The organism is bacterium, assembly GCA_020444325.1.
In the GTDB taxonomy this organism is placed as follows: domain Bacteria; phylum Bacteroidota; class Ignavibacteria; order SZUA-365; family SZUA-365; genus BM516.
The window spans coordinates 418,957-443,356 of sequence record JAHLLD010000003.1 but is presented as its reverse complement, the minus strand read 5'-3'; the positions used below and the strand labels follow the sequence as shown (position 1 = coordinate 443,356).

The 24,400-nt window shown below is 55.3% G+C and carries 21 protein-coding genes; 11 read left to right on the top strand and 10 right to left on the bottom strand.

Annotated elements, in window-relative coordinates; translation table 11 throughout:
• Positions 1 to 153: 153 nt before the first annotated feature.
• The 4 genes from KQI65_06675 to gyrA all read right to left on the bottom strand — a co-directional run bounded on the left by KQI65_06675 (position 154) and on the right by gyrA (position 4,891).
• Positions 154 to 1,110 (bottom strand): hypothetical protein, encoded by a 957-nt coding sequence (locus KQI65_06675; GenBank protein ID MCB2204418.1) that lies wholly within the window; start codon positions 1,108 to 1,110, stop codon positions 154 to 156.
• A gap of 48 nt (positions 1,111 to 1,158) precedes the next feature.
• Positions 1,159 to 1,569, bottom strand: coding sequence for a hypothetical protein (locus tag KQI65_06670; protein MCB2204417.1), 411 nt, complete (start codon positions 1,567 to 1,569; stop codon positions 1,159 to 1,161).
• A 48-nt stretch (positions 1,570 to 1,617) separates the two neighbouring features.
• Positions 1,618 to 2,133, bottom strand: coding sequence for a hypothetical protein (locus KQI65_06665; protein ID MCB2204416.1), 516 nt, complete (start codon positions 2,131 to 2,133; stop codon positions 1,618 to 1,620).
• Between the two features lie 289 nt (positions 2,134 to 2,422).
• Entirely contained in the window at positions 2,423 to 4,891 is a 2,469-nt protein-coding gene (gene gyrA, locus KQI65_06660; GenBank protein ID MCB2204415.1) for a DNA gyrase subunit A, read from the bottom strand.
• Between the two features lie 183 nt (positions 4,892 to 5,074).
• On the opposite strand from gyrA, the gene KQI65_06655 reads away from it, so the two are divergent.
• Both KQI65_06655 and aat read left to right on the top strand, forming a co-directional pair.
• On the top strand, positions 5,075 to 6,001 hold the full coding sequence (locus KQI65_06655; protein ID MCB2204414.1) for a tyrosine-type recombinase/integrase: 927 nt from the start codon (positions 5,075 to 5,077) through the stop codon (positions 5,999 to 6,001).
• A 2-nt stretch (positions 6,002 to 6,003) separates the two neighbouring features.
• A complete protein-coding gene (aat, locus tag KQI65_06650; GenBank protein ID MCB2204413.1) occupies positions 6,004 to 6,618 on the top strand; it encodes a leucyl/phenylalanyl-tRNA--protein transferase in 615 nt (204 codons plus the stop codon).
• Here the strand turns inward: aat and KQI65_06645 are convergent, their stop codons facing one another.
• Complete coding sequence (locus tag KQI65_06645) at positions 6,619 to 7,584, bottom strand: hypothetical protein (protein ID MCB2204412.1); 966 nt, start codon at positions 7,582 to 7,584, stop codon at positions 6,619 to 6,621.
• A gap of 230 nt (positions 7,585 to 7,814) precedes the next feature.
• On the opposite strand from KQI65_06645, the gene KQI65_06640 reads away from it, so the two are divergent.
• Genes KQI65_06640 through ileS form a run of 5 tightly spaced genes read left to right on the top strand, consistent with a single transcriptional unit; the run spans position 7,815 to position 13,417 of the window.
• Positions 7,815 to 8,492: a YggS family pyridoxal phosphate-dependent enzyme gene (locus KQI65_06640; GenBank protein ID MCB2204411.1), complete on the top strand. Its 678-nt coding sequence runs from the start codon at positions 7,815 to 7,817 to the stop codon at positions 8,490 to 8,492.
• Positions 8,493 to 8,501: 9 nt separating this feature from the next.
• Positions 8,502 to 9,125, top strand: coding sequence for a DivIVA domain-containing protein (locus KQI65_06635; protein ID MCB2204410.1), 624 nt, complete (start codon positions 8,502 to 8,504; stop codon positions 9,123 to 9,125).
• A complete protein-coding gene (locus KQI65_06630; GenBank protein ID MCB2204409.1) occupies positions 9,122 to 9,949 on the top strand; it encodes a purine-nucleoside phosphorylase in 828 nt (275 codons plus the stop codon). The genes KQI65_06635 and KQI65_06630 overlap by 4 nt, the downstream gene beginning before the upstream one ends.
• A gap of 12 nt (positions 9,950 to 9,961) precedes the next feature.
• Positions 9,962 to 10,192: a DUF2905 domain-containing protein gene (locus KQI65_06625; GenBank protein MCB2204408.1), complete on the top strand. Its 231-nt coding sequence runs from the start codon at positions 9,962 to 9,964 to the stop codon at positions 10,190 to 10,192.
• Between the two features lie 18 nt (positions 10,193 to 10,210).
• Positions 10,211 to 13,417 carry an isoleucine--tRNA ligase gene (gene ileS / locus KQI65_06620; GenBank protein MCB2204407.1) on the top strand — a complete coding sequence of 1,069 codons (3,207 nt, stop codon included), beginning with the start codon at positions 10,211 to 10,213 and terminating at the stop codon, positions 13,415 to 13,417.
• Here ileS and KQI65_06615 read toward each other — a convergent pair.
• Positions 13,368 to 14,102, bottom strand: a complete 735-nt coding sequence (locus KQI65_06615; protein ID MCB2204406.1) for a hypothetical protein — start codon at positions 14,100 to 14,102, stop codon at positions 13,368 to 13,370. The two genes, ileS and KQI65_06615, sit on opposite strands and share 50 nt — an antisense overlap.
• Between KQI65_06615 and KQI65_06610 the strand changes: the two genes are divergently transcribed.
• Genes KQI65_06610 through KQI65_06600 form a run of 3 tightly spaced genes read left to right on the top strand, consistent with a single transcriptional unit; the run spans position 14,062 to position 16,334 of the window.
• A complete protein-coding gene (locus KQI65_06610) occupies positions 14,062 to 14,679 on the top strand; it encodes a TraR/DksA C4-type zinc finger protein (GenBank protein MCB2204405.1) in 618 nt (205 codons plus the stop codon). The two genes, KQI65_06615 and KQI65_06610, sit on opposite strands and share 41 nt — an antisense overlap.
• A 28-nt stretch (positions 14,680 to 14,707) precedes the next feature.
• Positions 14,708 to 15,301 carry a signal peptidase II gene (gene lspA / locus KQI65_06605; protein ID MCB2204404.1) on the top strand — a complete coding sequence of 198 codons (594 nt, stop codon included), beginning with the start codon at positions 14,708 to 14,710 and terminating at the stop codon, positions 15,299 to 15,301.
• Positions 15,294 to 16,334 carry an RluA family pseudouridine synthase gene (locus tag KQI65_06600; protein ID MCB2204403.1) on the top strand — a complete coding sequence of 347 codons (1,041 nt, stop codon included), beginning with the start codon at positions 15,294 to 15,296 and terminating at the stop codon, positions 16,332 to 16,334. Before lspA ends, KQI65_06600 begins: the two co-directional genes overlap by 8 nt.
• On the opposite strand, the gene speB is transcribed toward KQI65_06600, so the two are convergent.
• From speB to KQI65_06585, 3 genes are all read right to left on the bottom strand, one after another.
• Positions 16,335 to 17,237: an agmatinase gene (gene speB / locus KQI65_06595; GenBank protein MCB2204402.1), complete on the bottom strand. Its 903-nt coding sequence runs from the start codon at positions 17,235 to 17,237 to the stop codon at positions 16,335 to 16,337.
• 2 nt (positions 17,238 to 17,239) lie between these two features.
• Entirely contained in the window at positions 17,240 to 18,889 is a 1,650-nt protein-coding gene (locus tag KQI65_06590) for a hypothetical protein (protein ID MCB2204401.1), read from the bottom strand.
• 136 nt (positions 18,890 to 19,025) lie between these two features.
• Positions 19,026 to 19,751, bottom strand: coding sequence for a methyltransferase domain-containing protein (locus KQI65_06585; protein ID MCB2204400.1), 726 nt, complete (start codon positions 19,749 to 19,751; stop codon positions 19,026 to 19,028).
• Between the two features lie 129 nt (positions 19,752 to 19,880).
• Between KQI65_06585 and KQI65_06580 the strand changes: the two genes are divergently transcribed.
• A complete protein-coding gene (locus tag KQI65_06580) occupies positions 19,881 to 22,106 on the top strand; it encodes a pullulanase (protein MCB2204399.1) in 2,226 nt (741 codons plus the stop codon).
• Here the strand turns inward: KQI65_06580 and glgB are convergent.
• A complete protein-coding gene (gene glgB / locus KQI65_06575) occupies positions 22,103 to 24,319 on the bottom strand; it encodes a 1,4-alpha-glucan branching protein GlgB (GenBank protein MCB2204398.1) in 2,217 nt (738 codons plus the stop codon). The genes KQI65_06580 and glgB overlap by 4 nt on opposite strands.
• Positions 24,320 to 24,400: the final 81 nt, after the last annotated feature.

The following is a 24,400-nucleotide window of genomic DNA, read 5'->3' as shown; positions in this document are numbered from 1 at the left end:
AAAGAGGAAAAGGGAAAAGCGACTGTGGGATGCGCGTACCGCGTGGAAAGGTGTATGCTGCCGGTGCGGGGATAAAAAAACACTCCCATGGAAGTTCATGGGAGTGTTGAGAAATGCGGTTTCGGTGGAGCCGAAAACGGAGGTGAATGCAGATCAGAGGAACTTGTTGCAGTTTCGGATCATGAGCTGTGCGGGCTCGCGCAGCGATTCGATATCCGTTTCCCGCAGCACGCGCTCGAACTGTTGGCGGGCGTCGCGGTAGCGCTTCATGCCGTAATACGTTTCACCCATCCAGTACACGCTGCGCACCTGCAGAAGGGGCTCCGGCGCCTGATCGGCGATTTCCTGGAAAATGTCGAGTGCTGTGCTGTAGCGCCTTCCCTCGAAATTGTCACGCGCGACCTGGAACTTCTGCAGCCAGTACTCAAGATCAGGCTGCTCGACCTGCGGTACGGGTTTCGGCTGCGGGGGAGGAGGCGGAGCCTGCTGAGCCTCCGGACGCAGATTCTTCCCGTAGGTGGTAAGCGGTGAATTCGTTGGAGCGACCATGACGAAGCGGAAGTTTTCCGGCGTCAGGTATTTCAGCACGAAGCCGTGGAACGGGAAGTTGTACATTTCGCCTTCCTCGTTGACGACATATTCGCCCTCGTTGCCGAAGAACTGCGTGCGTGCCGTTGTCAGCCGCCATCGGTGGCCGTCGAACAGGTACTGGTTATCGAGCGGAAGATCCGCCGTACCGATAATGCCCATTTCGATGACGCCGTAGGAACTCGGATTCAGGATGAAATAATAGGTGGAGTTCGTCGGTGGGACGTAGACCACGGGTGACGTGCCTTTCTGGAATATGTAGGGCACGTTGTTTCGGTCGAGAATATTCCGCGCTTCACCCCAGGGCATGCCCAGCGTGACGCCGTAAATGGACATGTTGAGACTGGTCATGCCGTCAGGGATCTGCACGATGCTCTGTCGGGCAATATCCAGCAACGCTCTGCCCTGGGCCTGTGAATGCGAGGGCGTGAGCAGCAACAGACTCATTACCGCCACAATCACCCAGCCTGCCTTTCCGCGCTTGCCGGTCGGGCGGGGATATGCTGCAGTGTGAGTGTTCATATGGGCCTCCGGATTTGGATGGATTGGATTCCTGATCGCCGGGCCTGCTTAGAGCAGACGGTCACGCAGTTCGACCTTCAGATCTGCGACACGGGGAATATCCACCCCGGGTTCCTTGTAGCCAATCAGATAATCTTCGTCCACCTTGATTCGCACCGTGCGACGGCCATAAGTGAACTTGACGGAGACGCGCGTGCGTATTTCCACACCCTGCGATTCCACGGTCTCATGGAGATATTCCGTCTTCATGTACCCGTCATCCTTCGACAGGGTCTCAAACTGGTAGCCGCGCGTCAGCAGCGCATCTACCACAACGCGCCAGGCCTCGTTGTAATCCAGACCTTCACGCACCTCATAGGTGATCCAGTTGTTCTCGTTCTCCGAAACAATCGGCTGGCATCCGTTGACGATGGGAAGCAGCAACAGGATGACGAGGAATGAACGGATAAGGTGTTTCATGTGCAGGCTCCTGATATGTGTGGCAGTGTTGTTCACGATTGTGGGAGATCAGCGGCCGACGAGACAGCGTTCGAGCAGCTGCATCAGTTCCTTGTGCAGCGCCTGCACGGACATGCGGGCGTCGGCGGAAGGAACGGGTTGTTGTCCCTCTTCATAATCGAACTCATCGAGCTGCGGATCGCGATCCTGCATGGCCTGCTGGTTGCGGATGCGCAGCGTGCTGATGTAATTCGAAGAGAGACAGTAAAGATGCGAAAGGGAATCTATCACGGCGGCGTTCGCGTCGAAATATTCCTTCGCGGTGGAAGATGAAGTCAGCTTGGGCCAGGGACGCGATTTCTCACTGCGGCTGGCATCCCAGGCGGTGTCTTCATACTTCAGTCCTTCACTGCGCTCTACAGGCGCAGGAGGGGCAGGCTGAACGCGGGTCTCGCGTGGAGGAGTCGACGAAGCGCGCTCCCAGGATGCTTCAATCGAATTGTCCTTGGTCTGCGCATGCGCGAGCAACGGAAACAGGAGCAGTGTGAGCATGCTGACAGTGAGCGTAACTCGAAGACGGTTCATGGACACCTCTCAACTATGGAAGACTCGTCGTTGGGGACGAGGACTCAATGATCTTCTTTAGAGAACAAAGCCGGAATATGATGCGGAAAAGCTCCAGAATCGGGGCCCTCTGTGTTTGGAATATCCAAAACCTAGTCATGAACGGGAAAAAAGTCAATAGTTAGTCAGGATTAAGCTCCTAAAACTCTATAATGCTTCCTTCCTACCACGTTCATCATCGCGGGGTTAGAGTCCGCGAGTTCGCACTATTCTCGAAGTTACGCGGCATAGATCCTGACTCGAAAAGCAACTATTGTTCAGGTTCGACGATCTCTGCATTCTTGTTGTCGATATCCTGATCGGCTGCGACACGGGCGACGTCGGCGATGGAATCTCCTTCGCGGAGATGAATGAGACGGACGCCCTGCGTGTTGCGTCCCATGACGCGGATCTTCCGCACATGCTGTCGAATCACCAGGCCCTTTTCCGTGATGATGACGATATCGTCCTGATCCGAGACTTCCTTAATGGAAATGACAGGGCCGGTTTTCGATGTGACATTCATCGTAATCACACCTTTGCCGCCGCGTTTCGTGAGGCGGTACGAGGCCACTTCACTGCGTTTTCCATAGCCATTTTCGCTGACGACAAGGACGTTCCCGTTGGCGCGTCCGACGATCATCCCGATGACGACATCTTTTTTCGCGAGGGAAATGCCCCGGACACCGGTCGCACTGCGGCCCATGTCGCGCACATCGTCTTCGTTGAAGCGGATGGCCTGTCCCTGACGTGTGGCGACGAGAATGTCGTTTTTCCCGTCAGTGATTTTCGCATCGATGAGGTTGTCATCCTTCGACAGGTTGATGGCGATGATGCCTGTGGAACGCGGATTGCCGTAGGCACTGAGCACGGTTTTCTTCACGGTTCCCTTGGACGTCACCATCATGATGTATTCGTTGTCGGTGAATTCCTTTACGGTGAGGAATGCGGCGACGTTTTCATCTTTCTGTTTGCTGATGAGATTGATGATTGCGCGTCCCCTTGCGGTACGGCCGCCTTCCGGTACCTCGAACACCTTCAGCCAGTAGCAGCGCCCCTTGTCGGTAAAGAAGAGGATGTAATGATGCGTCGAGGCGATGAACATGTGCTCGACGAAATCGTCTTCCCGGTTGGCGGAGCCGGCGACTCCCTTGCCGCCGCGTCCCTGCCGCCTGTACGTGCTCAGGGGAGTGCGCTTGATAAAGCCCTGGTGGCTGATGGTGATGACCACGTCTTCTTCCGCGATCATATCTTCGAGACGGAAATCCGCGTAATCGTAGATGATCTCTGTGCGGCGCTCATCACCGTACTTGTCTCGCAGCTGACGGAGTTCGTCGCCAATCAGCTGCCAGCGCAGCTGTGTGTTGTCGAGGATGCCGCGCAGATAGTTGATGAGCTTGATGGTTTCCTTGTACTCGTCCTCGATTTTCTTGCGCTCGAGCCCGGTCAGCCGCTGCAGGCGCATGTCCAGAATCGCCTTGGCCTGAATTTCACTCAGCTTGAACTTTTTCATCAGGTTGCTGCGGGCCGAATTGACGTCGCGTGATTTCTTGATGGTTTCGATCACCTCGTCGATGTTGTCGAGCGCGATGATATATCCCTCGAGAATGTGCGCGCGCCGCTCCGCCTCGGCCAATTCAAACTTCGTACGGCGTACGACGACTTCGTGCCTGAAGTCGAGAAAATGCTGCATCATTTCCTTGAGCGTCAGCACTTTCGGACGTCCGTCGACGAGCGCGAGCATGATGGCCCCGAAGGTCACCTGCATCTGCGTGTGACGGTACATGTTGTTGAGAACGACTTCGGGATTGCCATCGCGTTTGATCTCGATGACGATGCGCATGCCGTCACGATCGGATTCGTCACGGATATTGCTGATACCGTCGATTTTTCCGGCTTTTACCAGATCGGCAGTTTTCTCGATGAGGTTGGCCTTGTTGACCTGGTAGGGGAGTTCGCTGATGATGACGTTTTCACGTCCGTTCTTCAGCGTCTCCACATTGGCCCTGCCGCGTACGATCATCTTGCCGCGACCGGTCAGATATGCATCCTGCACGCCCTGGTAGCCGAAAATGATGCCGCCGGTCGGGAAATCCGGCGCGGTGACATGCTTCATCAGATCTTCAGGACCCAACTCGGGATTCTCGATCAGCGCCAGAAGGCCGGTCACGATTTCCGTGAGGTTGTGGGGCGGGATATTCGTGGCCATACCGACGGCGATACCACCGGCGCCATTGAGCAGCATGGTGGGAAGCAGTGTGGGAAGGACGCGCGGTTCCTGCAGTGAATCGTCAAAATTGGATGCAAAATCGACGGTGTCTTTCTCAAGGTCGCGCAGCATTTCCATAGCGATCGGTGCCATGCGCGCCTCAGTGTAACGCATGGCCGCCGCGGAATCTCCGTCGACGGATCCGAAGTTTCCCTGACCCTGTACCAGCGGGTAGCGCAGGGAGAAGTCCTGCACCATGCGTACCATGGTGTCGTAGACAGCGCTGTCGCCGTGGGGGTGGTACTTACCGAGCACTTCACCGACGATACGCGCCGATTTCTTGTAGCCGCGGTTCGGTGTCAGGCCGAGTTCGCTCATCCCGTAGAGGATGCGCCGGTGAACGGGCTTGAGCCCGTCACGCACATCCGGGATGGCGCGGGATACGATGACGGACATTGAATAATCTATATACGAGCTCTTGAGCTCGTCTTCGATACTGACACGAAGGATTTTTTCAGAGGAGGTTGACATGCGTGTTATCACGATGGAAAAGGGAAAACATATATCATCAAAAGGTACGAAAAAACGGGGATTTTTGAAAGCGAAGAATGCCGGAAAACCCCTGTAGTACAGGGAGTTATGGCGGGTTTCACGGCCTTTCGCTGAGGTCGCTCATCTCTGAATTGTTTTTGTCGCCTCAACCCAGCATATTTCATGATTGACTTAAGTGAAACAGGACGGTTATTACCACTGTCACACATGGGCGAAGACAGTCTCCAACATATACGCGAAGCGTTTCAGAAGTACCTCGCAGAGCAGGGGAAGCATCAGAACACCATCCGCTCCTACGCAAATGACCTCAAGCAGTTCATGCAGTGGAGCAGGAGTTCGTTCGGCGACCAGTTCATGCTGGCGGAACTGACACGCAGCGACATCCAGGATTACAGGACTTTTCTTCTTACACGAAATTCCTCACCTGCGTCGGTGAACCGGAAAATCACCGCGTTGCGTCAGTTTTTCGAATACTGTGTCGTGCAGTCGCTGATGCAGCGCAATCCAGCCGCGGAGATCAGCGGCATATCCGCCGAACCGCGCGCACCGACCGTTTTGCAGCGGAAGGATGCCCTGCTGCTCGCGCGCACGGCGGAACGAAATCCGGGTCCACTCGAGGGGGCGGTCATACTGCTGCTGCTGCATAGCGGACTGCGGTCGAGCGAGCTCTGCGGGATGACGGTAGGGGATGTTCATCTCACTCCGCGCGAGGGACGCGTGTTTATCAAGGGACAGCGTGGGAAAACCACGCGTTTCGTCTATCTCTCCACACGTGCACAGAATGCGCTGCGGCAGTTCATGCGATGGCGCGGCGTCTCCGTGATGGCCAAGCGTCTGCGCAAGGAGCCACTCTTCATCACCTATGAAGGAAACCCGCTGACGCAGCAGGCAGTCGACCAGCTTGTCAAGCGCGTGGGGAAGACTGCGGGACTGCCGGATATCACTCCTTCCATGCTCCGCAACACTTACGCTGCCAACGCCCTGCAATCCGGCAAGTCGCTCGACAGTCTGGCGCGGGCCATGGGTGTGTCTTCGATAAAAACCCTGCAGAAACTGAAGGAAGAGCTGGACGACGAGCAGGAGAACTGATCATGCCCGTCATTCCCCCCGAAGAACTTCTTGGCATGTATGCGGCCGGAATCTTCCCGATGGCCGATGGGAGAGATGGCCCCATTATGCTTTTCAGTCCTGACCCCCGATGTATTATCGAGCCTGAAGGACTGCATATCTCTCATTCCCTCGGTAAAATCATCCGCTCCGGCCGCTACCACATCCACATAAACCGTGATTTCGAACAGGTGATGCGTGCATGCGCGGCAAGGGATGATACGTGGATTTCCGAAGACATCATCCGCAGCTATTGCGCGCTGCATGAGCGCGGATTGGCGCACTCAGTGGAGGCGTGGAGAGATGAACAGCTGGCGGGGGGGCTCTATGGTGTCAGTTTGGGAGGGGCGTTTTTCGGGGAATCCATGTTTTTTACGCAGCGGGATGCCTCCAAAGTCGCACTTGCCGCTCTCTGCGAACAGATGCTGCGGCAGGGCATGCCGCTTCTCGATGTGCAGTACAGCACACCGCATCTGACGCGACTCGGAGCGTTTGAAGTTTCGCGCAAGAATTATCTTGCCAGGCTGGAACAGGCGCTCGCATTGCCTGTCACGTTTCTGTCGGAAACGCTGCCCGCAGAAGGGGAAGGGGAAAACTGATCAGACATCCTCGAATGCTTTGTCGAGCAGCTGCTGTGTGATCTCACCCGGCGCGGGCAGATCGATCAATGCACCCTGCTGACCAAGGACGAATGCCGAGACGGCGTTGGCGAAATACGTGGCGTTCGTCAGAGGCTTGCCGTTGTTCATCGCATAATAAAGTCCGGCATGCCAGGCGTCATGCACACCTGCGGGATCGACGACCTCCGCCTCCACAGCCGGCACACGCACGACTTTGCTGCCATCCGAGACCAGTGCTCCATGCTTGCCCATGGTCATGATCACTTTCTCCGCACCCATCTCATGGTACTGCTTGAGGTAATCTTCACGATTTCCTTTCCCGAACAGATGTTCCGCATCATCGATGGTAGGCGTGAGAATGTCCGCGAACTGCAGCGTTTTCTTTATGGTATTCTGGGCGTCATTCCTGTTGCGCCAGAGTGCCGGCTCGTATTTCGGCTGCAGCACCGTCGTGCTCTCGAACTTCTTGCTCAGTCGGAGAATTTCAAAAACGCTGTGACGCGCGGGATGTTTCCACAGGCAGAATCCGCTTCCGTGAACGATGCGTGAACTCTGCGCGAGGGCAACATGCTCCTTGGTGTTATGCAGCTGCCATTCTGCCAGACGGTAATACGCACTCTGCAGGATTCGGCCCGATCGTGCTGTGAAAAGCAGGCTTGTCTGATGGTCGCGCGAAAACTGCATCGAAGTCGCGTTGACCTTGTGCTGGCGCAGGGTATTCTGCACGAAGGTGCCGAGCGCGTCTGCTCCGACCGAGGCGATACAGTTGCTCTTTCCTCCGAGCATGTTATAGTATATCGCGATCATCGCGGCGGAACCACTGATACGCCTGGTAAACTGTCCTGCCTCAGGCAGCGTTGTATCTTCGGCGCGCAATTCCACCATCGCTTCGCCAACTGTTGTCACATCGTAGATAACCGTGGGGGGTACCTTGAAATCATTCATTCCCTTTTACTCCTGTGCAATGTGACGTTCATAGTCACATATGTTTTTATTGGCCGGACGGATGAAAGTATGAATATCTCAATACATATTCAAAGTGGTAACCCGGTTTTTCTGCGCGGTACACAGGTGCGAGATGCGCGATCCGCACTTGCAGCGATGCGGCCGGGCCGGGCTGTGGGACGCCGTTTCACTTTGGATATTAGGGGTTCGGAGAATATATTCATCTGTTTATGGTAGCAGAGCGAATTCGGCATATCGAAAAGCGCATGGCCGACGCCTGCGAAAGGGCAGGACGCAGCCTGCAGGAGGTCACTCTCGTGGCGGTGACGAAAACGCAGCCACCCGAGACCGTCAATGAACTTCTGCAGACGGGCATCCTGGAAATTGGTGAAAACCGCGTGCAGGAGTACCTCCGCAAGAAGGATGCACTTGCGCCGCACCACCTCCACATGATCGGGCATCTGCAGCGCAACAAGGTGAAATACCTGGTAGGTGAGGTGGCAATGATCCATTCGGTTGACAGTGTGGATCTGGCGAAGGAAATCGATCGCCGATCCGCCTCCGCTGGATGCATGACCGATATCCTTCTCGAAGTCAACACGAGCGGGGAAGAATCCAAATTCGGATTTACCGCCGAAACCGCTTTTGCAGCGGTGAACGAAATACTTCCCCTGACTTCCGTGCGTTTGCGAGGACTGATGACAGTCGCCGAATTCGTGGATGACCCGGAACTTGTACGCCCTGCTTTTCAGCGGCTTCGTGCGCTGCGCGAACGCATCGTACAGGAATACGGCAACGGGGACATGGTTGAGCTTTCCATGGGAATGACCAATGATTTTGAGGTCGCCATCGAGGAAGGGGCCACCATCGTGCGTATCGGCAGCGCAATTTTTGGACCCAGAGAATGAGGTAAGCTTGTGAACGCGGAAACCATAGCAGGCAAATCGTTTTCCACCGTCCGTAAAGGCTGGAAACCTGAGGAAGTGCGGGCATACCTGCAGTTACTTGCGGAAGACCTCGTCGCCATGATTGACGAAAACGGGGCACTGCGTGCGGAAATCCTCCAGCTTGAATCCCAGCTCGAACACTCGCGTGAACTGGAGAGCAAGGTCCGGGGCATGCTGACCGAAATGAAAGCCGCGTCCACCAAGATGGTCGGGCAGGCTGAAGCCAGTGCCGCTGCCATGTCGTACAAAGTCGAACAGGAACGGAAAGCCATCCTCGACGAAGCACGAAGGGAAGCCGCGGTCATTCTGCGCGACGCGGAACGCCGCGCGGAGCGTCAGCTGATGAAAGGTAATGCCAGGCTGGAATCCCTCAAGGAGCAGATTGATCTGCTCGAGACCAAAAAGCTGGCGCTTATCACGCGGATCAAATCCATACTCCGATCCCAGGTGGATTTTCTCTCTGCGCTGGAGCAGTCACGTGGTTCTGCACTCCGCTCCGCGCTGACACATGCCACCAGCACACGAGAAGGCATCGATGCCGAGGTGGTGGACGATATTATTGAACAACTCGATCAACGGGAGAGCGAAGCATGACGGAATTGCGCGCCATGATGGAAGAAGCCGTGGCGTATATACGAAAGCAGACACCGACGGCACCGGCCGTCGGTATTATTCTTGGCACCGGCCTTGGCGGACTCGTGCAGGAAATCGAGACCGAGGTCGTCCTTGACTATGGTGATATCCCGCATTTCCCGATTTCGACCGTGGAGTCGCATCAGGGCAAACTCATCATCGGCAGGCTTGCCGGTATCCCGGTCATCGCCATGCAGGGCCGCTTTCACTACTATGAGGGCTATTCACTCAAGCAGGTGACGTTTCCGGTACGCGTCATGCACGCCCTCGGTGTGAGGACACTGCTGATTTCCAACGCCGCGGGTGGAATGAACCCGACCTTCCGTCGGGGCGATATCATGGTCATCTGGGATCATATCAACCTCATCGGTGACAATCCGCTGATCGGTCCCAATGATGACACCCTCGGTCCGCGTTTTCCTGATATGAGCGAGGCATACAACAATGAATTGATCGCCATGGCAGAGCAGGTCGCACTCGATAATGCGATTTCGCTGCGAAAGGGTGTATTCGTCGCCGTGGCCGGACCGAATCTCGAAACGCGTGCGGAGTACCGTTTCCTCCGTGGCATCGGGGCGGATGCCGTCGGCATGTCTACCGTACCCGAGAACATTGTCGCCGTGCATATGGGAATGCGTGTCCTCGCGTTTTCCATCATCACCGATGAGTGCTTCCCCGATGCACTCGAACCCGTAGATGTGCCGGCGATCATTCAAACGGCAAATGAAACCGAGCCGCGTCTTCGTGCTCTTATGAAAGGAGTGGTCGAGCGCCTCACGGCGTAGACGGCACTGCACATGGAAGATCAGCTCGCATTTCTTCGTCTCCTTCTCGTATTGCTGGTGCTGTCAGTGGCAGTCGTTGCAGGCATGCTTTTTCTGCAGCACATCCCCCTCATCGGGATGCTGCCCGGCGACATGGAGTTCGATTTCCCCGGTATTTCGATTTATATCCCCATCACCACGACCATTCTGCTCAGTGTACTCCTGACCCTGGTCGCGTATCTCGTTCATCGTCACTCAAAGTAGTTATTCAATATTACCACCATGTCCAATTTCGAAGCCTTCCCTGAAAGATTTTCCTACTCCGAGCTGGAGAAAGACATCCTCGCGTTCTGGCATGAACACGATATTTTCGAGAAAAGTATCTCACAGCGTGAGGGGGCAAAACCGTTTACATTTTATGAAGGACCGCCTTCGGTTAACGGGAAACCGGGAATTCATCATGTGCTGTCACGTACGCTGAAAGATCTCGTCTGTCGTTACAAGACGATTACAGGTCACCGCGTGCAGCGCAAGGCTGGGTGGGATACGCACGGACTCCCTATCGAAGTCGCGCTCGAGCGGGAATTGAAATTCGAGCAGAAATCCGACATCGAGAAATACGGCGTCGCAAAGTTCAATACGCGTGCGAAAGACTTCGTCTACCATCATATCGAATACCCGGAAGGCTGGCAGAAACTGACCGAGCGCATGGGATACTGGATCAATCTGAACGATCCGTACATCACCTGCACCAACGAGTATATCGAGTCCGTCTGGTGGGCGCTCAAACAGTTTTACGGCAAGGGACTGATCTACAAGGGATTCAAGATCGTTCCTCAGTGCCCGCACTGTGAAACACCGCTCTCGTCGCATGAGCTCGCGCTCGGATATGCCGATGTGCAGGACATGAATGTGTACGTGAAATTCCGCGTCCGCAATGAGGATGCACATATCCTTGTGTGGACGACGACGCCATGGACGCTGATTTCGAATGTCGCGCTAGCGGTCAATCCTGATGTCGACTATGTGAAAATCCGTTCTTCGGAACATGGCGTGCTTTATCTCGCGAAAGAACGACTCAGCGTTATCTCCGAGGAGTACGAGACGCTGGAGGAAATGAAAGGGAAGGACCTGCTCGGACTCGAATACGAACAGCTCTTCGATTACGTTTCCGTCGATAAAAAGGCATTCTATGTTGTTGCCGGCGATTTCGTGACCACGGAAGACGGCTCGGGTATCGTGCATATCGCACCTGCCTTCGGTGTCGACGATTACGAAATGATGAAGCAGTACGATCTGCCGTTTATCCTGCCCGTGCAGCCCAATGGAAGATTCGATGAGCAGGTTACGGATTTTGCCGGACGCCTGGTGAAGACGCTCTCATTTGCCACTCATGAGGAAGAAGGCGTCGATCCTGAGATCATCCGCATGCTCAAGCAGAGGGGACAGATTTACCGTTCGGCGAAAGATTACATGCATAGCTACCCGCATTGCTGGCGCTGTGACAACCCGCTGATCTATTATGCGCGCGACAGCTGGTATATACGGACGACGGAGTATTCCGATCGCATGATCTCTCTGAACCAGGAAATAAACTGGATGCCTCCTGAAGTCGGCGCCGGACGTTTCGGCAACTGGCTGGAAGAGAACAAGGACTGGTCGCTTTCCCGTGACCGGTACTGGGGTACCCCGCTGCCCATCTGGGTTGCCGAAGATGGCTCCGATCAGTTCATCGTCGGTTCAGTCGACGAGCTTTTGGAAGGCTTCCGTTTCGTCGATGGTGAGCGCGTCGCGCTCTCGCGTGACGATATCGATCTGCACAAACCCTGGGTAGACGATATCGTGTTCGAAAAAGATGGGAAGCTGTATCGCCGTACCCCGGAACTTATCGATGTCTGGTTCGATTCCGGCGCCATGCCGTTCGCGCAGTTCCACTATCCGTTTGAAAACAAAGAGCTGTTTGAAAACGCGTTTCCGGCGGATTTCATCTGTGAAGGAATTGATCAGACGCGCGGGTGGTTTTACACCCTGCATGCGATCTCCGCTGCGCTGTTTGACAAGCCGGCATACAAGAACCTGATTGTCAATGAGCTCGTGCTCGACAAGCGCGGCCAGAAGATGTCGAAGTCGAAGGGCAATGTCGTTGATCCCTTTCTCGTGCTCGAACAGTACGGCGCCGATGCCACGCGCTGGTACCTCACCGTCGGGAGTCCCCCGTGGCGCCAGACGATGTTCAATGAGAAGGATATCGAGGGCGTACAGAAGAACTTCTTCCGTGCCCTTATAAACACCTATCAGTTCTTCGTCCTCTACGCGAACATCGATGGTTTCGAGGGACGCGAGAATGAGATTCCCATCGAAGACAGGCCTGAAATTGATCAGTGGATCATGACGGAGCTGCATGCGCTGGTTGGGGACGTTCGTGAACTGATGGATGCCTATGATGTAACCCCGGCTGCCAGAAAGATTGCGGACTTTACCGTGGACCAGTTGTCCAACTGGTATGTGCGTCGCAACAGGCGCCGTTTCTGGAAAGGCGAGATGTCAGACGACAAGCTCGCTGCCTACCAGACACTTTACACCTGCATGCTCACGATTGTACAGCTCACATCACCCTTTGCGCCCTTCCTGAGTGAAAATCTGTATCGGCGTCTCACGGCAGTTGCCCCTGAGGGGCAGAATGCAGAGAGCGTACATCTCGCCTTGTTGCCAGAGGCCGGTGATGTCGACAGGGAACTGATGCAGAAAATGCATGACGCACAGCGCGTGGTGTACCTGACGAGAGGACTGCGTGAACAGACCAGGCTTAAAACCCGTCAGCCACTCGCACGTATCCTGATTGCAACGACATCGGACGCAACACGCGACCATATCAACGCCATGCGCGATGTCATTCTCGAAGAAACCAACATCAAGGACATCGAATTCATCGCGAACGATTCAGACTTGCTGAAGAAAAAAGCGAAGGCCAATTTCAAGGCCATCGGTCCCCGCTACGGGAAGCTCGTCAAATCCATCGCAGCGCGCATTGCGCAGTGCAGCATCGACGAGATCAACGCTCTCGAACGTGATGGCGAACTTCGCTTCAACATCCAGGGTGAGGAAATTACGCTCACGACCGATGATATCGAGATTCAGCATGAGGATATCGAAGGCTGGACGATTGGCACCGACGGCAATATCGTGCTTGCGCTCGATACGACGCTGACCGAGGAGCTGATGGACGAAGGTATTGCGCGTGAACTGATCAGCCGCATACAGACCCTTCGCAAAGAGCAGGGGCGTGAAGTGACCGACAGGATTCAGTTGACGTATATGACCGAAGATACTGCTCTTGAACGCGCAATTAATCGAATGGAATCGTATATTTGCGCTGAAACGCTCGCAGTTCGTATTGTCAGGGCGGAGATCCCGGCAGAAAGCGGCGAGAATATTGAGGTCAATGAATTGGCCTGCCGTCTGCAGATCGAGAGCGCGAAGCCGGAATAATCCGAAGCGTTGAGTTCATTTTGCCATTTGACCGGAGAAATATCATGGCAGCAAAAACAGCAAAAAAGAAGAAGGACGCCGTGAAAAAGTCGGCATCGGCATCCAGGACTGCGAAGAAGAGTGCAGCGGAAAAGAAATCTCCCGCAAAGTCTGCGACGCGAAAGTCCCCCGTAAAGAAAGCAGCTGCCAGTAGTAAGAAAAATGCCACTGCCACGAAGTCCGCTGCATCCAAAACTGCGGACAGGAAAACTGCCAAAGCATCAGCCACGAATAAAAAAAGCACAGTGAATAAAAAGAAATCGACAACCTCGAAGAAAAGTAAAACGTCAACCACCGCCGCAGGGAAGAAGACTGTGACGAAGAGTGCATCCGGTACCGCGAAAAAATCTGCTTCGACGAAAAAGAGCACTGCCGGCAAGACTGCGACCAGGAAAACCGCCGCGAAGAAATCAACCGCAGCGAAGAACAGTACACGCAGTACGGCGAAAAAGAGTGCGGCCCCGAAGAAACGTGCGGCAACGAAAAAAACTGCCACGGTCAGCAAGAAAAAAGCCACGACGAAAAGTGCCACAAAGAAGGCTGCTTCCTCGAAGAAAGCCGCAACCAAAAAAGCCGCGACCACAAAGAAGACTGCCAAAAAGACTGTGGCGAAGAAAGCCGCAGCCGCGAAAGGCAGTGCAGCCACGAAGCGGAAAACCGGCACGCGCAAAGCCTCAACCAAGGCAAAAACCGAGGCGAAGGGCGCAGCTGAGGAAACGAAACCGAAGCGCAAGTATACGCGTCGCAGCAAGAAAACACCTGTTGCTGTTCCGAAATATCAGGGCAAGCAGGGATCACTGCTGCGGAAAAACCGTGAAGCCGTCGTTCCTGCGTCCCCACGTGAGGAAGTACGACATACTGACGCGAACCTTGAGTATTTCAAGGGGATTATTCTTCAGAAAATTCATGATGCGAATGAGGAACTGTACAGCATCGAGGAACGCCTTAAAGACGGTTCTTCAGGTGAATACAGCGAAGATTCGACATACTCCCTGCACATGGCTGATCAGGGTACGGACGCCATGGAAAGGGAAAAAGCATATCTTTTCGCTGCACGCGAACGCAAGTTCATCTCCCATCTTACCGATGCCCTGCAGCGGATCAAGAGCGGGAATTATGGTATCTGCATCGTGTGTGGCAACCTGATTGAGAAAGGCCGGCTCGAAGCGGTGCCGCATGCCCGCATGTGCATCAGCTGCAAACAGGAAACCAAGGTCCGCTGATACCAGCCGGGAGTGAAATTCCAGATATATGCGCATTCTTTTGTTATCGCTTGGTGTTCTGGTCGCCGACCAGGTCACCAAGCTTCTTGTTAAAGGCATCAGTATTCCCTTTCTCGGTATCTCGATTGAGGGAATGCACTACGGTGAATCCATCCCCGTCTTCGGTGACTGGTTCAAAATCACGTATATCGAGAACCCGAACATGGCCTTTGGCCTCGAGTTCGGTGGCAAGCCCCTGCTCGTTGCCGTTGCGCTCATTGCGTCCATTGGGATCGTTGTCTATCTGTGGAAGCACAGGGAAACCAAACCATGGTTCCGCGTGGCGCTTGCACTCATTCTGGCAGGTGCGGTAGGGAATCTCATTGATCGCACGTTTTACGGGCTCATCGATGACTCCGCGGCACTTTTTCAGGGAAATGTCGTTGATTTCATCAATTTCGATCTGTTCACCGTGAACCTGTTTGGATCATCGTTCAAGTTCTGGCCGATCTGGAATATAGCGGATGCCGCAGTATCCGTCGGTGTCGTGCTGCTTCTGATTATCGGACTGCCACAGAAGGAGGGGAAGCCAGAAGAAGCCCTGCCAGCTGCATCCGGAAACGAACCGGCCAACGATGTCTGATCTGCAGATCGAAAACTCTGCTGATGATATAGACGATCTGCAGGATGACGACAGTCCTGACGTTACCATCTACGAGCTGCACTCAGCGCCGAATGCGCGCCGTGTGCGGCTCGATCAGTTTATTACCAGGAGCGTCGAAAACGCATCACGCAGCAAGGTGAAATCGCTTATTGACGCAGGGGGCGTGACGGTCAATGGTGAAATAGTGTCGAAGGCGGGACGGCTGGTACAGCCGGGAGACACTGTCGTATGCACGGTACCAAAACCGCCTCCCCCGGAGGTCGTGCCCGAAGACATCCCCCTCGAGATCGTTTATGAAGACGATGATGTGCTCGTGGTCAACAAGCCTGCGGGAATGGTGACGCATCCCGCCTTTGGCAATTACAGCGGCACACTGGTGAATGCACTGCTGTATTACACCTCGCAGCTCTCACGGGAACGCGGAGAGGAACGACCCGGTATTCTGCATCGATTGGATAAGGACACCTCCGGACTGCTCGCCGTCGCAAAGACGGAGCGAGCGCATCAGTATATCGCCCGCCAATTTGCTTCCCACAGCATCGAGCGGGAATACCAGGCCATTGTGTGGGGGACACCTTCACCGTCTGCCGGGTCTGTGGATGCACCGATCGCGCGGCATCGGAGCGACAGGAAGAAAATGGCTATTGTCGAAGGGGGGAAGCGGGCGGTGACGCACTATGAAGTGCTGAAGGAATATCCTGCCTTTTCGCTTATACGCTGCAGGCTGGAAACGGGCCGCACCCATCAGATTCGTGTGCATCTCTCGTCAATTCATCATCCCGTGTTTGGTGATCCGACGTATGGGGGACGCCGGATTCACTACGGGAATGTGACCGGACGGTTTAAATCCCTGGTAAACGGACTGCTTGAGCTTCTTCCGCGCCAGGCGCTGCATGCAAGAACGCTGGGATTTATGCATCCCGTATCGCATACGCTCGTGAGCGTGCAATCGGAACTACCTGAGGACATGCAGGAAGCGTTGCGCCGACTGGAAGAATACTACGGGGAATAATCAGCGGCCGAGAAAGGCAGCGTTCAACATTTTCGAGAGCAGCTTCGCGGTCAGGAAATCCGGTCCCGGTACTTCCCTGACAGGTGCCAGTTCCACGATATCAAAGCCAACTATTTTCCGGTGCTTCCCGAGCATTTTCATGAGCTGCACGGTCTCGTCCCAGAAGAGCCCGCCCGGTTCCGGTGTTCCTGTTGAAGGCATGATTGACGGATCGAGTCCATCGACGTCGAACGTGATGTAGACGTGTTCCGCACAGGCGTCGAGCACACGTTCCTTCCATGACTGACCGTATATCCCCTGGCGGATTTCCCAGCCAAAGAAGGTCTGAATCCCATCCTGTTCGATCCGTTCGTACTCTTCTCTGCATTGCGCACGCACACCGGCCTGCACAAGCTGCCGGGGAGGGAGGAAGTCGAGTACACGCGCCATCACGCTGGCGTGGCTCCATTTTGAACCTTCGTAGCTTTCGCGCAGATCGGAATGGGCGTCGATCTGCAGGACGCTCATTTCCGGGTATTTATCGAAGTGTGCGCGAATGGGGGCGGATGAAATCGAGTGTTCGCCACCGAGTGTTACGACGAACTTCTCCATATCCAGCAGTGCACGCACCTGCTCTTCGATCATGGCGAACGCCTCAGCATCGACAGCGCCATCAAAACGCAGGGGCTCGAGCGTTGCGATACCGTGATCTAAGCTCAGTTCGCGCTGAAACTCCTCGTCCCAGAACTCCACATAATGTGACGCCTCAATGATGGCCCCGGGACCCTTCCCGGTACCGCCTCCATATGAAACGGTGTGTTCATACGGTGCCTGCACAATTGCTATGGCGGATTCACCGAGACTGCTGTGTTCGGCTTCAAGTCCGAGAAAGTTTTTTTCCGTACCGAGAGTCTGCATTGTCAAGCTCACTGCGTAATGAGAAGGGGACGGGTGAGACGCTGCACGTCGGTCTCCAGGAGCAACATGAAAGTGCCGGCCTGCAATCCCGCCGTGGAAAGTTCGCTCGTCTGCTGTCCTGCTGTTGCCGCAAATCCCTCAACGACCTGCACCCGCCTGCCGAGCACATCCAGCAGCGACAACGTGTAGTGACCGGGTCGATCAAGCGTGAAGGGAAGTATCGCCGTCGTACCACTGCGAACCGGATGCGGAAAAGGACTTTCGATCCGCACGGTGGCAGCAAGCGGCTGGTCCGCGTCGAGAATGGTGGGATACTGATAGCTTATCTGCACGGTTGCCGCGCTGTCGGTGATTGAAAGCAGGCGAATGTGCAGATTGGTGCGTATCGTGTCGTTGCTGAAGATGAAATCAGGTGAAGGATTTTTCAGCGCGCAGAGTTCACTTCGCTTCATACTGAAGGCAACACGTTCATCGCCTTCCCAGCCATCAGCCCAGTAAACCCCATTGTTTACCGGAATGCGCTGCAGCCTGTTGTAGCCACCCACGGGCTGAGGAGCAACGGGATAGATCTTGCCCGTGCTCTCGTCGAGTGACCATGTGAAACTGCCTTCCGCACTGACGACAACGACCCTGTTCTGATTCATGCTGCTGCTGTTATATATCCGGTAGATGTACAGCCCTTCGACAGGCGCACCGTCCCATTGTGATCGCTTGCTTCGATATTCCAGTGCATAGTAGCTGCGGGACTGTTCTGCGACGGGGAGCAGGACAGCATCGTCTTCGGTGAGGTAGTCTTTCAATACCACCGTTGTATCCCTACCCGGGTCCAGCATACGGTAATCGAGATACCCCGCGAGTTGACGCTCGAAACTGCACATCCCGTAGCCATTCGAGGAGCTCGCCATGACACCGAGTCCGCCATACAATTCAGCGGGATGCGCTTCTCCGAACAGCTTGTGGCCCAGCTCATGCGTCGTTACCCGGAATGCGAAATCGTCATTCATGACAGCCTTGTAGCCGGGCAGGTAGGAGATGGTCAGTCCACTCGCGCGCGCGTCATTCCACTCGCCCGACCCTCCATAGAAAAAACGGTCCAGCGAACCGTCGACGAAGGCGTATCCGGGGAAACCGAGGTCGGAAATGCCGCTGAACGGAAGGAAACCTGCATTCGAAATGCTGCGGAATATGACAATCAGCAGATCCACCTGGCCGTCAGGTCCTTCCTCGACAGAAAACGGTACCCCCTGTGAATCCCAGTTGTCGTAATCTTCAAAGCTCATCTGCGTGTCGAGTGTGTCAATGAGCCTGCGAATGACTGTACCGTAGTTCTCACCCCAGTCGAGGTAATTTGTCTCTGTATGCGGTGTCGTCAACAGATGGGGGTAGACGTCCAACTGCAGATCCATCTGTCCGCCGGACATCTCCTCAAAATAGCGATGCATGCGCTCGGCGAACATGTTGGACCAGTTTGGAAGTCTTCCATTGGGCCAGGCGAGGTCGGCGACATCGTCGTTCTTCATCTGAATGAATGTCACCAGGCCGCGGATTCTGCCCTTGAACGGCAGGTAGGCGCCGCCGAGTTCGTCAATACCTCTTTTCGAGAGAGAATGCGTGCGAGCTTCTGTGATACTGTGTGTTCCGGTAACGGAGGGAAGCATACCGCAGTCAATGTGCTGGGCATGGACCGGCAAAACATGAAGAGAGAAGATTATCAATACGACGGGGAGTAGACGCGTGCAACCGCGTGACCGCTTCATAGGCTCTATTGGTATCCTGTCAGGGTGTATTGACAAGTCATGAACGTTTGCCTGTCACTGTAATCGAGTGACATTTTGCATTCATAAATGTAAACAATCGATCGATAACGCGCCAAAGGGGATAGGGCAGAAAACGCAGGATCTGAGAGAGGCGAAGGTGCAGGAAGGCCTTGTTCTGAAAAATGAAGCTGCGCGTTTGCGAAAGTCCGGCGCCGGTGAACATTGCCGTGAGCCGTTTCTCGTCAAAACTGTGCAGGTGGGCGTTCAGGGGAGTGGGTTTGTTGCAGTGAATACAGAGAGAGTAGCGTATGACTTCGCGATACGGGGTGGAAATGACAAGTCTCCCCCCGCTGCCGAGAAGTTGGGCGCACTCACGCACGACGTGCTCCGGATCGTTGCAGTGCTCGAGCACTTCGGAAGCGATGCCGCAGGTGAAACTGCCGGGACGAAAAGGGAGGTGCGCAGCGTCGGCGACGACGCACCAGGCGCGCTCTCCGTGCATTTCCCTGATGCGCTGGAGGTTGCGCAGGCCAAGATCGACGCTCACGACGCGTATATCCGTATTGTCGTGGAGGGAAGCCAGCAGCCATCCCCCTCCGCTGCCCACATCACAGATCACATCACCCGAAACCGGGCGCGCTGTATGGAGCACAGCCTGCTGAATGCGGCGTGTCGCGTCGTCCGTGGCTCCCTGCTGAGAGGCGAAATAATCAAATTCCTCGGCGTCGGTACGGTAATGTGCGGTGTGGTCGGCAAGCTGCATGCGCAAATCTACGTCCCGGAGAATGGCTATGCAAATTGCCAGAATACGGTGGACTCCCTATTTTGCAGTGACATTGAGCGGCGGTCTCCACCGCCACACAACCCCGAGACAACAGAGATCCACCTCCGCATGAACATAGAGTACGCGCGGCTCGTGAGCCTTTCGACAATTCATGTTCAGCTGTCCCAGCCGGTCCCGGAACTCGGTGCGCACGATATCATCATCGCTCCGTCCGTCACCGTGGAACATGTTGATGTTGATGGTGGACTGGTCACGATCACTGTTGACGGAATCCGGCTCTCCCGCAGCTATTCCGTTCTCGTGCGCAAGGGTGGCAATGCCGCACTCGACCTCACGCCCTGCATCGACGCCATGCGTCCGGAGGTTCCGCTCGGCTGCAGCGTAGAAGAGGATGTGTATGTGTTCAGACTGTTCGCGCCGCGTGCCGAGAGCGTGAGACTGCACCTGTTCGAAAGCTTCAACGAAGAAATGGGAGATGTGTACCACGCCGAGGCGCAGGACAGCGGGATCTGGCGCTGCGTGGTGAAACGGTCGGTCGATGCGCGATGGTATGCCTACAGCATCGAAGGCAGTCGGGAAAAAGGCGAAATGTTCAATTCGCGCATCCTCGTCGGCGATCCCTATGCACATGCTGCGGTATCAAGGAATACGTTCAGGCATGCAACCCGCTGTCTGCTCCCCGATCGCATCCCCTCCTACGACTGGAAGGATGATGCGCATGTCACCGTGGCAATGGAAGACCTGGTGGTGTATGAAATGCATGTGCGGGACATGACGGCACATCCGCACGGACTCCCGACCCAGGAGTTGCCAGGGACGTACGCGGCTGTTGCCGAAGGGGGAACGCTGGGTGTGATAGATTACCTGAAATCGCTTGGAGTGAATGCGGTGGAGTTGCTGCCACTGCAGCAGTACGCGTGGATGGAGCCACCGTACAAAGAGCATGCGGGAGATGGTGTGTACAACGACTGGAATCCCTATGAACGGAATCACTGGGGGTACATGACGTCGTATTTCTTCGCACCTGAAGCCAGGTACTCACGTACTGCCAGGCTGGAGCCCGGGCAGTGGAACGCAGCTGCTCCGGAACACGTCTCGGAGTTCAAGGATATGGTCCGGGCGTTTCACAGGGCGGGAATTGCCGTCATCATGGACGTCGTGTACAACCACACCTCGCAGTACGATTATCAGCCGCTGAAATACATCGACCAGCGGTACTATTATCGCAGCACGGAGAGCGGAGCACTGCTCAATGACAGTGGCTGCGGGAATGATCTCGATTCCCGAAAATTCATGACACGGCGGCTTATCGTCGAGAGCGTGCTCCACTGGGTAGATGAATATCACATTGACGGATTTCGCTTCGATCTCGCGAGCATTATCGATGCGGACACGTTCAGGGAAATTCGTGACCGCGTACATGAGCGGCACCCGGGTATCATGCTCATCGCGGAACCCTGGGGTGGCGAATACAATCCCGCAGGGTTCTCCGATCTCGACATCGCGGCGTGGAACGACGTCTTTCGTAACGGCGTCAAGGGATATGATCCGATCAAAGGGAAAGGATATCTCTTCGGGGGATGGGGACAGAGTTCTCCGGAAGATTTCGGCAAGTGGGTGCTCGGTTCCGTGCGCAGCAAGGGGGGACCTTTCAGGAAGCATGCGCATTCCATCAACTACCTCGAGTCGCACGACGGATACACGCTCGGCGACTTTATTCGCATTGCGACGGGCATGGTGTCCGCCGGAAAGGTGCTCGAAGATACGACAGCGCATCTTCCGCTTCGTGGTACCGAGCTCAGGATTGCGCGACTGGCTGCTGTCATGCTGTTCGCATCCCGTGGCGGTATCATGCTGCATGCGGGACAGGAATTTGCGCGCAGTAAGGTGATTGCAGATAGCGGTGTGCGTGACAGCACACCCGGGCTGCTCGACCACAACAGTTATGAAAAAGATGATGCGACGAACTGGCTGGATTTTCGTGTGCTTGAGTTGAACCGGCCGCTGTTTGAGTACTATCGGGGATTGATCGCACTGCGTGCGGCAACGCGATTGCTGCGGCACGCCGCGGAGGACAGGTACATGTTCCTCGCACCCGAAACATCGCTTGCCAGTGGTTTCTGTATCGCAGGCGATGGAGGGGAACCGGAGCTTGCCGTTCTCGTCAATGCCAATCACCACGACGCGGCACGCTACCAGTTGCCGGGGAAGATGCGCTGGAAGATTCTCGTCAATGCCGAGCAGGCGGGAACGAGTGTGCTGGGGATGCATGAAGGGACGGATCTCGATGTTCCGCCCCTGACCGCCTGTATCATGCAGGCACTGACGTCCTAATCGTCCCTTTTCAGAATGAGCACTGCCAACGGGGGAACAGTGAGCACGAGGGAGTGTTCACGCTTGTGCTGCGGAACATCCTCACTCTCCACGCGTCCGAAATTTCCGACACCGCTGCCGCCATAGAACTCCGCATCGCTGTTGAGGACTTCGCGATAGCTCCCAGCATCGGTGACACCCAGTCTGTACTGATGATGCACCATGGGGGTGAAGTTGCAGAGGAAAATCAGGCGCTGATCCGTCGATTTCGGGATACGCTCAAACGAGAGCAGGCTGTGATCCGCCTCCTCGAGATCGATCCACTGAAATCCCTCCCATGAGAAATCGTCCTCGAACATTGCGGGTTCGTTCTTGTACAGGGTGTTCAGATCACGAACCCAGGCGAGCAGCTGGCGATGCGCATCGAAATCGAGAAGGTTCCAGTCAAGCTGCGTGTCGTGATTCCACTCATTCCACTGGCCGAATTCCTGTCCCATGAATAGCAGCTTCTTCCCCGGATGCCCATACTGATACCCGAAAAACAGCCGCATGTTCGCAAATTTCTGCCAGTAATCACCGGGCATTTTGCTGATCAGTGCGTTTTTCCCGTGCACGACCTCGTCGTGAGATATCGGCAGCAGGAAGCGTTCGCTGAAGGCATACAGCAGACTGAACGTGAGATTGTTGTGGTGATACTTGCGAAAAATCGGATCTTTCTCGAAATACTTCAGCGTATCGTTCATCCACCCCATATTCCATTTCAGGTCGAATCCGAGTCCGTTGTTATCCACCGGATGCGTCACGCCGGCAAATGCCGTGGATTCCTCGGCCATGATCATGACGCCCGGGAAGTAGGAATGGATGGCCCAGTTCAACTGCCGCAGGAAATCGATGGCCTCGAGATTCTCTCTGCCGCCATACTGGTTGGGTACCCATTCTCCCTCGTTGCGGGAGTAGTCGAGATAGAGCATGGACGCCACGGCGTCGATGCGCAATCCGTCGATATGGAAGCGTTCAATCCAGAACAGGGCGTTCGCAATCAGGAAATTCTTCACCTCACTGCGTCCGTAATTGAAGATCAGCGTTCCCCAGTCCATGTGTTCACCCTTCCGGGGATCGTCATGTTCGAAGAGATGCGTCCCGTCGAAATATCCGAGAGCGTGCTGATCCTTGGGAAAATGCGCCGGCACCCAGTCGAGGATGACGCCGATACCGGCACGGTGGAAGGCATCGATAAGATATTTGAAATCCTCGGGCGTACCGTAGCGGCTGGTGGGGGCGTAGTACCCGGAAACCTGGTATCCCCACGATCCGTCGAATGGATGCTCCATGATCGGCATGAATTCCACATGCGTATATCCCTGTTCATGCACATAGGGCACAAGTGTTTCGGCGAGTTCACGGTAGGTCAGCGGACGACCCTCTTCGTCCTCATTCTGTTTCCAGGAGCCGATGTGCACTTCATAGATCGAGATGGGGGAGTGCATCGGATCGAGCGCTTTGCGATGCTGCAGCCATGCGCGGTCATCCCAGTCGAAAGGGGGACGCACCTGCACGACGGAGGCGGTGCGGGGACGCTTTTCCATCGCCAGTCCGAAAGGATCCGCCTTCGCGAACACGTGACCGTCATGCGACTTGATCTCATACTTGTAGAGTTCACCGTGGGTGACGCCGGGAATGAATATTTCCCAGACGCCCGATGAGCCGAGAACGCGCATGGCGTGCCTGCGCCGGTCCCACCCGTTGAAGGAACCGATGACGCTGACGCTGCGCGCATTCGGCGCCCAGACGGCGAATTCGACGCCCCCGATACCGCTTACTTCACGATAATGTGCGCCGAGCTTGTCGTACACGCGATAGTGGTTGCCTTCACCGAATAAATGCAGATCATAATCGCTCAGCTGGGGAAGAAAGGCGTAGCTGTCATAGAACGTGTGCACGGCGCCGTCGAACGTTTCGCGCCGCAGCTGATATGGGAAGGGGGAGGCCTCATCTTCAAAGACGTACTCGAAAAACCCTTCTTCGTGGATACGCAGCATGGGATAGTCTTTCGTACTGCCGTCATCGAAGCTGCGAATGACCGAGGCGTGGCTGGCCAGCGGCATGAACGCGCGTACGGCAACGCAGGCTTTTCCCTTGTATTCCACTTCGTGAATACCAAGGACGGCGTAAGGGTCGTGGTGTTCGGTGTAGACGATTTTGTAAATGTCTTCGACGGCGGCAGTAGATCGCATCATATGAAAATCCGTGACTGAGATATGCAGTCAATCTACAAAAATGCGCGTGCTGGGAAAAGAATACCGGTCAATCAGTAG

Bases quoted from the DNA above. Each gene is read 5' to 3' on its own strand.
- KQI65_06675 (MCB2204418.1), bottom strand. From the start codon at position 1,110: ATGAACACTCACACTGCAGCATATCCCCGCCCGACCGGCAAGCGCGGA.
- KQI65_06670 (MCB2204417.1), bottom strand. From the start codon at position 1,569: ATGAAACACCTTATCCGTTCATTCCTCGTCATCCTGTTGCTGCTTCCC.
- KQI65_06665 (MCB2204416.1), bottom strand. From the start codon at position 2,133: ATGAACCGTCTTCGAGTTACGCTCACTGTCAGCATGCTCACACTGCTC.
- gyrA (MCB2204415.1), bottom strand. From the start codon at position 4,891: ATGTCAACCTCCTCTGAAAAAATCCTTCGTGTCAGTATCGAAGACGAG.
- KQI65_06655 (MCB2204414.1), top strand. From the start codon at position 5,075: ATGATTGACTTAAGTGAAACAGGACGGTTATTACCACTGTCACACATG.
- aat (MCB2204413.1), top strand. From the start codon at position 6,004: ATGCCCGTCATTCCCCCCGAAGAACTTCTTGGCATGTATGCGGCCGGA.
- KQI65_06645 (MCB2204412.1), bottom strand. From the start codon at position 7,584: ATGAATGATTTCAAGGTACCCCCCACGGTTATCTACGATGTGACAACA.
- KQI65_06640 (MCB2204411.1), top strand. From the start codon at position 7,815: ATGGTAGCAGAGCGAATTCGGCATATCGAAAAGCGCATGGCCGACGCC.
- KQI65_06630 (MCB2204409.1), top strand. From the start codon at position 9,122: ATGACGGAATTGCGCGCCATGATGGAAGAAGCCGTGGCGTATATACGA.
- KQI65_06625 (MCB2204408.1), top strand. From the start codon at position 9,962: ATGGAAGATCAGCTCGCATTTCTTCGTCTCCTTCTCGTATTGCTGGTG.
- ileS (MCB2204407.1), top strand. From the start codon at position 10,211: ATGTCCAATTTCGAAGCCTTCCCTGAAAGATTTTCCTACTCCGAGCTG.
- lspA (MCB2204404.1), top strand. From the start codon at position 14,708: ATGCGCATTCTTTTGTTATCGCTTGGTGTTCTGGTCGCCGACCAGGTC.
- KQI65_06600 (MCB2204403.1), top strand. From the start codon at position 15,294: ATGTCTGATCTGCAGATCGAAAACTCTGCTGATGATATAGACGATCTG.
- KQI65_06590 (MCB2204401.1), bottom strand. From the start codon at position 18,889: ATGCTTCCCTCCGTTACCGGAACACACAGTATCACAGAAGCTCGCACG.
- KQI65_06585 (MCB2204400.1), bottom strand. From the start codon at position 19,751: ATGCAGCTTGCCGACCACACCGCACATTACCGTACCGACGCCGAGGAA.
- KQI65_06580 (MCB2204399.1), top strand. From the start codon at position 19,881: ATGAACATAGAGTACGCGCGGCTCGTGAGCCTTTCGACAATTCATGTT.
- glgB (MCB2204398.1), bottom strand. From the start codon at position 24,319: ATGCGATCTACTGCCGCCGTCGAAGACATTTACAAAATCGTCTACACC.